The following is a 12724-nucleotide window of genomic DNA, read 5'->3' on the forward strand; positions in this document are numbered from 1 at the left end:
CGGCCGCCCCCGCCGCGGAACCGGCGCCACAATCCGCCCCGCCGGAGTCGGGACGCACAACCGCGCCGGAGCCCACCGCGCCGGTCGCGCCGGAGTCCGCCGCACCGCCGGAGGCGACGCCGGCCGTCCAGGCCGAGTCCGCAGAACAGGAACCGGTGCTGCACCGGCCGGAACCGGAGCCCGCCGCGCCCGCGGAGCCCGACGCAGTGCCGCCGGCGGCCGCGACGGCGGCGCCCGCAGCCGAGTCCGCGCCGCCCGCCCCGCAGCCCGACCGCGCCCCGGAGCCGGCACCTGCCGCCCCGGCGGCGGAGTCCGCGCCGGCCGCCCAGGAGGCTCCGGCGCCGTCGGGTCCCTCGGTGGAGGAAGTCCGTACGGCCTGGCCCAAGGTGCTCCGAGCCGTCAAGGACCGCAGCACGGTGACCTTCGCACTCATGCCGAACGTGCAGGTGCTCGGGCTCGCAGGCGATGTCCTGCACCTCGCCCTGCCGATCCCCGCGCTGCTCAGCAGGTTCAGCGACCAGCAGCACGTGGGCAATCTGCGGGATGCGGTCCGCGAGGTCTTCGGCACGCAGTGGGACGTCGAGGTCGGCGACGGCAGTGGTGCGCGCCAGCAGGGTGCCCCGGCGGCCGCGCCGCAGCAGCAGCGTCCGGCCGCCGAGCCTCGCAAGGCGCCCCCCACGTTCGAGCGGCGCAGCCGCGCGGGCGATCAGCGGCCCGACCCGCGGCCCGCGGGCCGGGAGAACCGCGCCCCGTCGCACCACGACGACATCCCGCTCCCTCCTGAGCCGGACCCCGAGCCGGCGCCTGTCGAGGAGGTCTCCGAGGAGGAGATGATCGACGCCGCGCATCGCGAGGACGCCGTCTCGGGCGGGACCAGCGCACCGCGCCGCGATCCGGACGAGATCGCTCTCGAGCTGCTCAAGAACGAACTCGGCGCCCGCCCCATCTGATCGGGGCGAGCGCCGGGTCCCGATGTCGCGCTAGGCGTTCCACCACGGGCGCAGCGGCAGGTCGCCCGCCCCGCCCTTCGCGTCGAGCTTCACCGCCAGCACCTGGTGCAGCTGGACCACGTTGCGCTCGAAGCCCAGTCGCGAGCCGGCCATGTACAGGCCCCAGACACGGGCGGTGCCGAGGCCCACCTCGGCGACGGCCTCGTCCCAGTTCTCGACGAGGTTCTTGCACCACTGCGCCAGGGTGAGGGCGTAGTGCTCGCGGAGGTTCTCCTCGTGCCGCACCTCCATGCCGCCGATGTCCTGGATCGCGGCGATCACGCGACCGGATCCGGTGAGCTCGCCGTCCGGGAAGACGTACCGGTCGATGAATTGACCGCCCTTGCCCGACAGCTTGTTGTCGTGCCGCGTGATCGTGTGGTTGAGCAGCAGCCCGCCGGTCTTCAGCTTCTCGCGCAGCGACGTGAAGTACGACGGGTAGTTGTGCACGCCGATGTGCTCGGTGAGACCGATGGAACTGATCGCGTCGAAGTCGCCCTCGGGGACGTCGCGGTAGTCGCTGTAGCGCACCTCGGCGAACTCGCCCAGCCCTTCGGCCTCGATCGCGGCCTGCGCCCACTCCGCCTGCTCCTTGGACAGGGTCGCACCGATGGCGTGCACACCGCGACGAGCCGCGTAGCGCACCATGCCGCCCCAGCCGCACCCGACGTCCAGCAGCCGGTCACCCGGCTTGAGTCGCAGTTTCTCGAAGACCAGGCGGTACTTGTTCTCCTGCGCCTCCTCCAGCGTCGCGTCGCCGTCCGGGTAGCAGGCGCAGGTGTACGTCATCGACGGGCCGAGCACCAGCTCGTAGAACCGGTTGGAGACGTCGTAGTGGTGGTGGATGGCGTCGGCGTCGCGGGACTTGCTGTGCCGCAGCCCTTCGGCGATCCGCCGCCAGCGGGGGATCGCCTCCTGCGGGGGCGGCGCGATCGGGATCATGTGCTCGGCGCCGACGGACCGTGCGATCTGCGCGATCAGCCTGGGCCCCGGCTTGGCGAACTGGAGATCGTCCGAGAGGGCGCGGAGCGCCTCGTACGGGTCTCCCGGGGGCGCGCCGGTGAGTTCCAGATCGCCGGCGATGTAGGCGCGGGCGAGGCCCATGTCGCCGGGCGCCGTTGCGAGGTAGGTCGTTCCGCGCGGGGTGAGCAGGTCGAGGCCGTACGGCGCGTCGTCCGGCCCGGCCGACGAGCCGTCGTAGGCCTTCACCCGGATGGCGAGCTTGCCGCCCGCCACCTTCTCGATGATCTCGGCGAGGCTGAGCTTGGGGAGATGCTCAGTGGACCGCGTCAATTCACTGCCTCCTGACTGTCTTGTCGTACAGGCCCAGCAAGCGATCCTCCGGGTCGTAGCGGGACTTGTACTTCTCCAAGTGGATTCCGCCGTAGAGCTCGTCGAACTCGGCGCGCTCGTAGAAGGCCTCGGAGTACAGGGACTTGTGTCCACCCAACTCCGACACCTTCTCCTCGATCAGGCGGTTGGCCCGGCCCTCGATCTGGCCGGGTTGCTTCGGGACCGCGGACCAGAAACCGACGTTCACGTAGGTCTCGCGGGGTTCCAACGGGTACAGCGGCCACGGTCGGTCCGCGTCGGCGCCGGGTGGCAGCGGATCACGCAACCGTAACGGGCACAGCCAGATCGGCTCGATGGGGATCTCGTCGAGGAACCATTCGAGGAAGTCGACGGTCTCGTCGATGTGCACTTCGATGTCCTGCACCACGCGCTCGCCGGGCGGCTCGCCCTTGCGTGCCGCGAGCTTGTCGCCGATGTCCCACCGGCGGTCCAGCGCCACGAGCTTCCAGTAGAAGCTGCTGCGCAGCAGGTGCTTCGGCCATAGGCGGCGCACCTTCGGATTCTGCGCACCGAAGGCCCGGGAGCACCAGAACCAGTCGGTGTCCCAGCGCCACAGGTAGTCGTGCGTGGTGAGCCGGTCACGCGTGACCCCGTCGGCGTGCTGGATCGACCGGTAGTAGATCTCCCGGCCCGTGTAGTCGCTGAGGGGGCCGGGCTCGTCGGTCTTGCGGCCGAGGACGAGATAGGACTCCGCGGCGGAGAAGACGACGCCGTCGAGGTAGTCGACGGGCTCGCCGTCGTACTCCCGCGCATCGACGATCTCCGCCATCGTCTCCTGCAGGTCGTCCAGCGTGTGGAAGCGCACGTGCCGCAGCTCGACGTATCTGGCCACGGGCTCCAGCTGTACGGTCAGCCGGGTCGAATATCCCAGAGTGCCGTACGAATTGGGGAAGCCGAAGAAGAGCTCCGAGTCCGGTCCGTCCGGCGTCGCCGTCACCACGTCGCCGTTGCCGGTGAGGATGTCCATCGAGAGCACGGCCTCGTGCGGCAGGCCGGCGCGGAAGGAGCTCGATTCGATGCCCATCCCGCTCACGGCGCCGCCCAGGGTGATCGTCTTGAGCTGTGGCACGACGGTCGGGGCGAGGCCGAAGGGCAGCGTCGCCGCCACCAGGTCCTCGTACGTGCACATGCCGCCCACGTCGGCGGTGCCCGCCTCGGGATCGATCGAGATGACCGAGGCGAGACCGGAGACGTCGAGACCGGGCGCCTCGGTGGCCGCGCGGGCGCGGAACAGGTTGGAGGTCTTCTTGGACAGGCGGACGCGCGCGTTCGGGGGAATCGCGCGGTAGCTCTCGCGCAACCGCGCGAGGCCCTCCTCGTAGGCGGCTTCTCCAGCGATCGGGACCGTCGACGGGGTTCGCGCCGGCGTTGCGTTGCGAGCACTCACGATCATCGACGCTATACCTCTCGGGCGCGACGCGCGCGGGCCGTTACCGATTGGTTAGGCTGGCATCGAACTCGTCGGCGGTGCCGACACCCACGTCTCCGACCTCGTCGGAGGCCCCGATACTCGTAAGGATCGAAGTACGTTGGCCCAGGTAACCGCCACCAAGTCCATCACCATCGCCGCCGCGCCCGAGAAGGTCCTGGCCGCCATCGCGGACTACACCCGCCGCGCCGAGATCCTTCCCCCGAACTACCGCGAGTACCGCGTGCTCGAGGGCGGGCAGGGCTCCGGCACCGTCGCCGAGTGGATCCTCCAGGCCACCGAGAAGCGCTCGCGCAACGTCCGCGCGACCGTCACGGTCGACGGTGCCACCGTCACCGAGACCGACGCGAACAGCTCGATGGTCACCACCTACCGCGCCGTCGCCGCCGACAGCGCCGGCGATGCGACCACCGTCACGATCACCACGACCTGGCAGGGCGCGGGCGGCATCGGCGGGTTCTTCGAGAAGACCTTCGCACCCAAGGGCCTCGGTCGCATCTACGACGAGCTGCTCACCAACCTCAAGGTGCAGGTCGAGTCCAACGGCTAGGCGCCCACGGCGCCACCGCGGGACTCCGGTCGCGCCGCTGCCGCTGCGTGACGGCGTCGACCCGACGCGCCTGGTCATCGCCGAGGAGGAGGCCGGGCGCACGCTCGGCGAGGTTCTCGAGGCCCGGTTCCCCGGCACCGCGGAGTACGTGGCCGCCGAGAGCGCGGCCGGGTGCGTCCTCGGCTCCGACGGTGCGCCACTCGGGCCCGGATCTGTCCTCGCCGCCAGGCAGGCGGTCTGGATGTACCGCGAGCTGCCGGACGAGATCGATGTGCCCTTCGCGATGCCGGTCCTCTTCCAGGACGAGCGGATCGTGGTGGTGGACAAGCCGCACTTCCTCGCGACCATGCCGCGCGGTGCGCGGGTCGTGCAAAGTGCACTCGTTCGGTTGCGGCGTGAGCTCGACGAGCCGCTGCTCTCGCCCGCGCACCGGCTCGACCGGCTCACCGCGGGCGTGTTGCTGTTCACCCGGGATCCCGCCGTGCGCGGCCCCTACCAGCAGCTCTTCGCGACCGGAGCGGCGCGCAAGGAGTACGCCGCGCTGGCGCCGCTGCGCGCGGACCTGGAGCTGCCGACGGTCGTGGAGTCCCGGATCGAGAAGACGCCCGGCATCATGCGGGCCTACGAGGTCGACGGTCCGGTGAACGCGCGCAGCCGCGTCGCGCTGGAATCCGAGGTTCCGGACGGACGGGGCGGCACCGTCGGGCGGTACCGACTGCGCCCGGAGACGGGCAAGACGCACCAGCTCCGCCTGCACATGGCCGGGCTCGGGGTGCCGATCCTGGGGGACCCGCTGTATCCCGAACCACGGGACTTCGTGGACGGCGACTTCTCCGATCCGCTGCGCCTGCTGGCACGCACCCTGGCCTTCACCGACCCGCTCGACGGGACCGAGCGGGAGTTCGTGAGCCGGCGTGAACTGGTGGCCGTGGATTCGGCGGATCAGTACATCGGGAAGCCGGATTCGGCTTCGTAGCCGCGGATTCGGCCGGATTCGCGGCTAGCGCGTCGCGCCGGAACCGAGGTACGCGGCGAGGCCGGCGGCGATGGCGTCCGCGAGGCGCTGCTGGCCGTCGGCCGATTCGAGCACCTTGGCCTCGCCGGCGTCGCGCAGGTTGCCCGCCTCGACCAGCACCGACGGCACCGTCGCCAGATTCAGCCCGGCAAGATCCGACCGCGGGTAGAGGCCGCCGGTGCCGATGTACGTCGCCGGCGTGAAGCCACCCGCGACGAGCGCGTCCCGCATCTTCGCGGCGTACGCGGGGCTCGCGTTCTGCTGCGCGGGATTCAAAGGCGGCGAGGAAAGATTCACGTGAAACCCTCGGTTGCCAGGGGCGGAACCGTCGGCGTGGATGCTCACTGCGGCGTCGGCGCCCCACCTGTTGGCGGCCTCGGCACGAGCGTCGATGCACGACGCGACGGAGGTGTCGTCGGTGCGGGAGAGCATCACCTGCGCGCCCGCCGCCGTGAGCGCCTGATAGAGCTTGTAGGCCACCGCGTAATTGAACGTGTGCTCGGGCACGCCGTTCACGCTGGTCGTGCCGGTCGTCTGGCACGGCTTGGTGCCGCCGCGGCCCGTCGGGACCTGCTTGTCGATCGAGGCGTCGTTGGCGCCGTTGTGACCGGGATCGACGAAGATCTTCTTCCCGCTCAAGGCTCCGGCGCCGAGCGGCGCCGCGTTGTTCACGAGGGCGGGCCCGCCGGGCGATAGGCTGGTGGGTGCGGCCGCGTTCCGCTGCTGTCCGGCGTCACCGATGGTGCAGCCGGAGAGGACCAGTGCGGGGAGCACGGTCGCGGCCAGGACGGCGGAACGGCGGTTCTTCACGGATCGCACTGTACCGCCCCAACCGGCACAGCGGTAACACAAGTAACACGAATCGGACATAGCGGGTCACCTGACCGGCGGAGGGAGACGGCACATGCAGCCCGGAGGCTCGATGGAAGACCTGATGGCACAGGTCGGCGCGATGCAGCAGCAGCTCATGGCGGCCCAGCAGGAACTCGCGGTGACGACGGTCGAGGGCCAGGCCGGCGGCGGCCTCGTCACGGTGACCGGTACCGGCGACGGCCAGGTGAAGTCCGTGACCATCGATCCCAAGGTGGTCGACCCGGAGGACGTCGAGACCCTGCAGGACCTGGTCCTGGGTGCCCTGGCGAACCTGGCGGACAACACCGCCGCCATCGCGCAGCAGAAGATGGGGCCGCTGGCCGGCGGCCTGCCCTTCTGACGGTCGGCACGTGTACGAAGGACCGGTTCAGGAGCTGATCGACGAGTTGGCCAAACTCCCGGGGGTGGGACCGCGCGGCGCCCAGCGCATCGCGTTCCACCTCCTGGGGGTGCAGCCCACCGACATCGACCGGCTGACGAACGCGCTCACCCGCGTGCGCAACGACGTGCGGTACTGCGAGGTGTGCGGCAACGTCTCCGCCGAGACCCGCTGCCGGATCTGCTCGGATCCGCGCCGCGACGCCTCCAAGATCTGCGTGGTCGAGGAGGCCAAGGACGTTCAGGCGGTCGAGCGCACCCGCGAGTACCGCGGTCTCTACCACGTCCTCGGCGGCGCGTTGAACCCGATCAAGAGCGTCGGGCCCGACAAGCTCCGGATCCGCGAACTGCTCGTCCGCCTCGGCACGTCGGTCGACGGGGTCGACGTCGACGAGGTGATCATCGCGACCGATCCGAACACCGAGGGCGAGGCCACCGCGGCCTTCCTCGTGCGGATGCTCAAGGACTTCCCCGGTCTCACCGTCACGCGCCCCGCCGCTGGTCTGCCGATGGGTGCCGAGCTCGAGTTCGCCGACGAGCTGACTCTCGGCCGCGCCATGAGCGGTCGGCGATCGCTGTCCGAACCGCCGCGGATCCTCGAAGAGACGCCGCCGAGCTGACCCGTGGACGCCGCAGAGCTGCTGTCCCGGTTGGGTGCGCCCGAGGGCATCGTCGCGATCGACGGGCCGTCCGGGGCCGGCAAGTCGACGTACGCCCAGCGTCTCGTCGACGATCTCCGGGCCGACGGTGCCCGCGTCGCTCTGATCCGCACGGACCACTACGCCACCTGGGACGACCCGGTGTCGTGGTGGCCGAAGCTGGTCACCGAAGTGGTCGACCCCCTCGTGCGCGGGCGTGACGCCTTCTACCGCCCCATGGTCTGGCGCGACGGGGTGCCGACGCCGGGGGAGGAGCTCCGGGTCCCGCGGGCCTCGCTCATCGTGATCGAGGGCGTCTCGAGCGCACGCCGTTCCTTCGCCCGCCGCCTGTCCCTGGGCCTCTGGTTGGACGGCGGCACCGCGGAGGAGAGGCTCGAGCGGGCCGTCGCCCGCGACGGCGAGGAGTCGCGGGCCGAGCTCGTCCGGTGGCAGGAGTTCGAACGCGGCTGGTTCGCGGTCGACGGAACGCGCCGGCGCTGCGCCCTCGTCGAACCCAGGACGGTCGCGCCGTAGAACCTGTCGGTGCCCTGTGGCATCGTCGAGCCATGGACGCGCGCACCGGCGAGGAGCTCCTGAAGGCCGACCTTCAGCAGTACATGGACCGGGCGCGGGACGCCTTGATCTGGAAGCTCGACGGTCTCGGCGAGTACGACCTGCGCCGCCCTCTCATGCCCACGGGCACGAACCTCCTGGGACTGGTCAAGCACTGCGCGATGGTCGACTCGGGGTATCTCGGCGGATGCTTCGGGCGGCCCTTCTCCCACCCCTTCCTGCCGGATCCGGAGTCGCCGGACTACGTCGCCGACGATGATCTGTGGGTGCGGGCGGACGAGCCGACGGCCGCGATCGTCGATCTGTTCGACCGGTCCCGTGCCCACGCCACCGCAACCCTCGCGGAGCTCCCGCTCAGCACCAGGGGGACGGTGCCGTGGTGGGGTGAGCGGGGTCGGTCGGTCACCCTGCACCGCCTCGCGATGCACACCTTCTTCGACCTCGACCGGCACGCCGGCCAAGCCGACATCGTCCGCGAACTGATCGACGGTGCGGCGGGCCTGCAGCCCGGGAACACCAATCTCCCCGAGGGTGTCGACCGGCCGGCGTACCGCGCGAAAGTCGAGGCCGCGGCGCGGGCTGCGGCGGCGAGCCGATGACGGGCCCGGCGGGGTTCGCTCTCTTCGACACCGCGGTCGGGCGGTGCGGGATCGCCTGGGGCTCAGACGGTGTCGTCACCGCCGTCCGGCTCCCCGAGGAGTCCGACGAGGTGACCGCGCAGTATCTCGGCGAGGGGGCGGAGGCCTCCGCACCGCCGCCGGAGGTCGCCCGCGTCATCGACGCCGTGGTCGATCTGGTCTCGGGCGCGAACCTCGACGACGATCTCGCCTGGGTACCCCTCGACATGCGCGGACTCACCGAATTCCAGCGCGCCGTGTACGACGCCGCGCGCAGGATCCCGCCCGGATCGACCCGTACCTACGGCGAGATCGCCACGGAGATAGGACTTCCCGGGTCCGCTCGCGCCGTCGGCCGCGCACTCGGTGAGAATCCGTACCCGCCCGTCGTGCCGTGCCATCGCGTCACCGCGGCGAACGGTCGTACCGGTGGCTTCTCCGCCGGCGGCGGTGTCACCACCAAGATGCGCCTGCTCTCCACCGAGCAGGCCGTGCTCGGGCTCTGGTGATCCGTGCCATCAGCGCAGCGTCGCTGTGCCGGACCTATTTCCGCAGGCGCTCGCGGCGCAGCAGGTCCACGTCCGGCAGGTCCAACGGCTCGAGCGACCGTCCGGTCGCGCGGGCCAGGAGGTAGTCCGCCAGCTCGGGGTTCCGGGCGAGCGCCGGGCCGTGCATGTAGGTCCCGAGCACGCTGCCCTGGACGACACCGTCGACCGCGGCCCCCGCGCCGTTGCCCGTGCCCCGGACCACGCGCATCAGGGGCGCGGCATCGGTCCCGAGTGCCGAACCGCCGCGGTGGTTCTCGAACCCCGTGAGCGGCTGGGTGAGCCCGTCGATCAGCGGCACGCCCTCGATCTCGCCGATCGAGCGGGTGGCCTGCGGGGTGGTGGTCAGGTCGAACAGGGAGACACCGTCGACCCGCTCGCCCTCGGAGGTCTCGTACCAGTGGCCCAGCACCTGGATCGCGGCGCAGATCGCGAGCACGGGCGCGCCCTTGGCCGCGGCCTCCTGCATGCCCGGGTACTGCGTGAGATGGCGGGTCGCCAGGCGCTGCGCGTAGTCCTCGGCGCCACCGAGGGTGTAGATGTCACAGGTCGCGGGCACGGGGTCGGCGAGCGTGATCGGCAGGACCTCGGCGTCGATGCCGCGCAGTCGCGCACGCTGGCGCAGCACCAGGGCGTTGCCGCCGTCGCCGTAGGTGCCCATCACGTCGGGGAGTACCAGGCCGATGACCAGGGTGGACTCGGTGATCCGATTCTCGGATCCGGAGAAGTCGATCACGCGCGCCGCCCTTCGAGAGCCGTGTTCAGGTCGCGGAACGCCGTGTAATTGGCGAGCACCTCCACCCGTCCGGGCGGGCACGAGGCGATCGCTGCCACGGGATCGGCCACGAGCGAGTGCTCGGCGCCCGCGTAGGTCAGGCGCACCGCGAGGTCGGCGCCGCGCTCACCCGACGCCACGACCTTGCCGTTCTCGAACCGCTCGAACTGCACGTCCCAGAGCCACGAGAGGTCCTCGCCGTCGGGGACCTGCCCGTTGACCGCGATCACCAGGCCTTCGGCCGTGCCGTCGATCATCGACATGGCCTCCTGCCAGCCGGCGGGGTTCTTCGCCAGCAGCATGCGGACGGTGTGCTCGCCGACGGTCACCGTCGAGTAGCGGCCCGCGACCTCGCCGACGGTGCCGACGGCCTCGACCGTGGCGCTCGGGTCGGCGCCCATCGCGACCGCGGCGGCGACGGCCTGCGCGGCGTTGCCGCGGTTGGCCCGGCCGGGCAGCTTCAGGGCCAGCGGCGCGACGAAGCCGTCCGGGCCGTGGATGTGCTCGTCGTCGACCCACCAGTCGGGCTCGGGCCGGGAGAAGTCGGTCCCCGTCGAGTACCAGTGGTCGCCGTCGCGGACGACGGGCTCGCCCGAGCGGGGACACGACGTGGAGTCGCTGGTCCAGCCGGCGCCGGCGGCGACCCACACGACGTTCTTCGCGTCGTAGGCGACGGACGTGACGAGCACGTCGTCGCAGTTGGCGATCACGGTGAGCTCCGGGTGCGCGTCGACGCCCGCGCGCAGGCGTCGCTCGATGGCGTTGATCTCGCCGACGCGGTCGAGCTGATCGCGGGAGAGGTTGAGCAGCACGAGTGCCTCCGCGTCGGTCGCGTCGAGGACGTGCGGGACGTGCAGCTCGTCGACCTCGAGGGCGGCCAGCGGAGCGCGCTGGTGCGCCGTCAGGGCGGCGACGATGCCGGCGTCCATGTTGGCCCCGTCGGCCTGGGTCGCGACCGCGCGACCCGTGGTGGCGAGCGCGGCGGCGGTCATCCGGGTGGTGGTGGACTTGCCGTTGGTGCCGGTCACGACGACGGTGCGCTTGCCGGCGGCCAGCCGGGACATCAGATTCGGCTCGATCTTCAGCGCGACGAGGCCGCCGATCATCGAGCCCTTGCCGCGCCCGGCGCGCTGCGACGCCCAGGCTGCGGATCGGGCGGCGAGCAGCGCCGCGCGGGCGCGGAGGGGGAGTCCGGGCATGCGCTCCAGAATAGGGCAAGCTGGATTCATGGCTGAACTGCACGAGGACCGACGGCGGGCGCTCTCGTTCGGGGCACTCGCCGAGGATTACGACCGGCTCCGGCCCCGCTACGCCGATGTCACCGTCGACGCGATCACGGCGGGAGCGGGCAGCGCCGTCGACGTCGGCGCGGGTACGGGGATTCTGGCGCGGCAGCTCGGGCACCGTGGGCTCGAGGTGCTGGCGGTCGAGCCGGACGCCGCGATGGCGGAGGTCGCACGGGCCTCGGGGGTGCGGACGGAGGTCGCGACCTTCGAGGAGTGGGACGCCCGCGGCCGGACCTTCGACCTCGTCACCTTCGGGCAGTCCTGGCACTGGGTCGACGCCGACACCGCGGTCCCGCGCCTGGCGGACCTCCTCAATCCGGGCGGCCGCGTCGTGCTGCTGTGGAACAAGCTGCGCCCGACCACCCCGTCGAACGACGCCCTCCGCGCCGCGAGCGAGGACTACATCAACGTCGAGGCCGCGGGCGCGGGCTCCGCGCACGATCAGATGTACGCGATGGCCGAACTCCGGGGCAGGTTCGAGGCCGCGGGGTTCAGGGTGGCCCAGCGGGAGGACGGCTGGACCGAGATCCAGGCCAAGGAACAGTGGCTGGACCTGGTCTTCACCTACTCGGCGCACTCAACCCTGCCGGACGACCGCCGCGCCGCCCTGCGCGCCGCGCTCGCCGAGGTCATCGGCGACGGCGACGTCGAGCTGGCCGCCGGGACGATCGCCCTCATCGCCGACCGGTAGCGGCGCGGGCCTGCGCAGCATTCCCAGGAGACAGCCGGCGATGACGATCGCGGCGCCGGTCAGCGCGAGCGCCGTCGGGTGCTCGCCGAGGACCACCGCGCTGGCCGCGATGCCGACCACGGGGACGAGCAGCGTCGCCGGCGCGACCGTCGATGCGGGGTAGCGGGCCATCAGCGCGCCCCACAGCCCGTAGCCGACGACGGTGCTGAGTATCGCGATGTACGCCACCCCGAGGAGCGCGAGGCGCCCCTCGGCACCGTCGAGGCTGTGGGCGAGAGCCCTCCAGCCGGTGGCGGGGCCCTCGAACGCTGCGCTGAGCGCCAGCATCGGCAGGGGCGGGATGACGGACATCCACAGGGTGAAGCGGAACGGCTCCGACGGCGCCGCCAGGCGCTGTCCGATGTTGCCGAACGCCCAACTCAGGCCGCCGAGCAGCGTGAGGACGACGCCGAGCACGCCGACCCCGGCCGCGGCGTCCGCGCGGTCGGCGATGATCAGGCCCATGCCGACGACGGCGATGCCGATGCCCGCGATCTGCCGGACGGCGAGCTTCTCGTGCAACAGGATCGCGCCCAGCAGCACCGTGAACGGCGCCGAGGACTGCAGCACCAGCGAGGCGAGCCCGGTGGGCATGCCGATGTGCATCGCGGTGAACAACAGGCCGAACTGGAAGGTGCCCGAACCGAGCCCGTAGAGCAGCAGCCACGTCACCGGGCCCTTCGGCGGCCGGACGAACAGGAGCACCGGGAGCGCCAGCACGAGGAAGCGGAGCGCGCCCAGGAAGAGCGGCGGGAAGTAGTCGAGGCCGTAGCGGATGGCGAGGAAGTTCAGTCCCCAGAGCACGACGACGAGCAGGGCGACGAGGCGATGGCGGGGACTCATGCCCTCCACTGTCGCCGCCCCGGAACGGAAGAACAATCGAATACTTCTTGATCAACCGTGTAGCGCTACTACCGAGACCTGGAATCACCCGGCGCGCAGCCCTGCTGCCCGGGACGCCCGCCGGGCTAGC

At 71.5% G+C, this 12724-nt stretch carries 14 protein-coding genes and 1 pseudogene; 9 read left to right on the top strand and 6 right to left on the bottom strand.

What is annotated here, in order from left to right:
• Positions 1-950: pseudogene (locus tag FK530_RS00005) on the top strand (DNA polymerase III subunit gamma/tau); the annotation flags it as partial.
• 30 nt (positions 951-980) lie between these two features.
• Here FK530_RS00005 and FK530_RS00010 read toward each other — a convergent pair.
• Positions 981-2282 carry a class I SAM-dependent methyltransferase gene (locus FK530_RS00010; protein WP_146484955.1) on the bottom strand — a complete coding sequence of 434 codons (1302 nt, stop codon included), beginning with the start codon at positions 2280-2282 and terminating at the stop codon, positions 981-983.
• Position 2283: 1 nt separating this feature from the next.
• Positions 2284-3681, bottom strand: a complete 1398-nt coding sequence (locus tag FK530_RS00015) for an FAD-binding oxidoreductase (protein ID WP_231706481.1) — start codon at positions 3679-3681, stop codon at positions 2284-2286.
• Between the two features lie 190 nt (positions 3682-3871).
• Here FK530_RS00015 and FK530_RS00020 point away from each other — a divergent pair, with 190 nt between their 5' ends.
• Together FK530_RS00020 and FK530_RS00025 are read left to right on the top strand one after the other, a co-directional pair.
• Positions 3872-4321 (top strand): SRPBCC family protein, encoded by a 450-nt coding sequence (locus tag FK530_RS00020; RefSeq protein ID WP_146484957.1) that lies wholly within the window; start codon positions 3872-3874, stop codon positions 4319-4321.
• 37 nt (positions 4322-4358) lie between these two features.
• Positions 4359-5297: a pseudouridine synthase gene (locus tag FK530_RS00025; protein ID WP_146485586.1), complete on the top strand. Its 939-nt coding sequence runs from the start codon at positions 4359-4361 to the stop codon at positions 5295-5297.
• 24 nt (positions 5298-5321) lie between these two features.
• Here the strand turns inward: FK530_RS00025 and FK530_RS00030 are convergent, their stop codons facing one another.
• Entirely contained in the window at positions 5322-6146 is an 825-nt protein-coding gene (locus FK530_RS00030) for an Rv3717 family N-acetylmuramoyl-L-alanine amidase (protein ID WP_231706435.1), read from the bottom strand.
• Positions 6147-6240: 94 nt separating this feature from the next.
• Between FK530_RS00030 and FK530_RS00035 the strand changes: the two genes are divergently transcribed.
• From FK530_RS00035 to FK530_RS00055, 5 genes are read left to right on the top strand one after another with little or no spacing between them, the layout of a single operon-like run.
• Positions 6241-6549 carry a YbaB/EbfC family nucleoid-associated protein gene (locus FK530_RS00035; RefSeq protein WP_146484959.1) on the top strand — a complete coding sequence of 103 codons (309 nt, stop codon included), beginning with the start codon at positions 6241-6243 and terminating at the stop codon, positions 6547-6549.
• A gap of 10 nt (positions 6550-6559) precedes the next feature.
• Positions 6560-7207 carry a recombination mediator RecR gene (gene recR / locus FK530_RS00040; protein WP_146484960.1) on the top strand — a complete coding sequence of 216 codons (648 nt, stop codon included), beginning with the start codon at positions 6560-6562 and terminating at the stop codon, positions 7205-7207.
• A 3-nt stretch (positions 7208-7210) separates the two neighbouring features.
• The gene (locus tag FK530_RS00045; protein WP_146484961.1) at positions 7211-7759 is read left to right on the top strand and encodes a uridine kinase family protein; all 549 of its coding nucleotides are present in this window, start codon (positions 7211-7213) and stop codon (positions 7757-7759) included.
• Between the two features lie 32 nt (positions 7760-7791).
• On the top strand, positions 7792-8397 hold the full coding sequence (locus FK530_RS00050; protein WP_146484962.1) for a DinB family protein: 606 nt from the start codon (positions 7792-7794) through the stop codon (positions 8395-8397).
• Positions 8394-8924, top strand: a complete 531-nt coding sequence (locus FK530_RS00055; RefSeq protein WP_146484963.1) for a methylated-DNA--[protein]-cysteine S-methyltransferase — start codon at positions 8394-8396, stop codon at positions 8922-8924. The genes FK530_RS00050 and FK530_RS00055 overlap by 4 nt, the downstream gene beginning before the upstream one ends.
• Positions 8925-8958: 34 nt before the next feature.
• On the opposite strand, the gene FK530_RS00060 is transcribed toward FK530_RS00055, so the two are convergent.
• Together FK530_RS00060 and FK530_RS00065 are read right to left on the bottom strand one after the other, a co-directional pair.
• Positions 8959-9666 carry a type 1 glutamine amidotransferase gene (locus FK530_RS00060; RefSeq protein WP_146485587.1) on the bottom strand — a complete coding sequence of 236 codons (708 nt, stop codon included), beginning with the start codon at positions 9664-9666 and terminating at the stop codon, positions 8959-8961.
• 26 nt (positions 9667-9692) lie between these two features.
• Positions 9693-10934, bottom strand: a complete 1242-nt coding sequence (locus FK530_RS00065; RefSeq protein ID WP_146484964.1) for a Mur ligase family protein — start codon at positions 10932-10934, stop codon at positions 9693-9695.
• A gap of 28 nt (positions 10935-10962) precedes the next feature.
• Here FK530_RS00065 and FK530_RS00070 point away from each other — a divergent pair, with 28 nt between their 5' ends.
• Positions 10963-11712: a class I SAM-dependent methyltransferase gene (locus tag FK530_RS00070; protein WP_146484965.1), complete on the top strand. Its 750-nt coding sequence runs from the start codon at positions 10963-10965 to the stop codon at positions 11710-11712.
• On the opposite strand, the gene FK530_RS00075 is transcribed toward FK530_RS00070, so the two are convergent.
• Positions 11599-12594, bottom strand: coding sequence for an EamA family transporter (locus FK530_RS00075; protein WP_146484966.1), 996 nt, complete (start codon positions 12592-12594; stop codon positions 11599-11601). The two genes, FK530_RS00070 and FK530_RS00075, sit on opposite strands and share 114 nt — an antisense overlap.
• Positions 12595-12724: the final 130 nt, after the last annotated feature.

Source organism: Tsukamurella conjunctivitidis (assembly GCF_007858475.1).
Lineage (GTDB): Bacteria > Actinomycetota > Actinomycetes > Mycobacteriales > Mycobacteriaceae > Tsukamurella > Tsukamurella conjunctivitidis.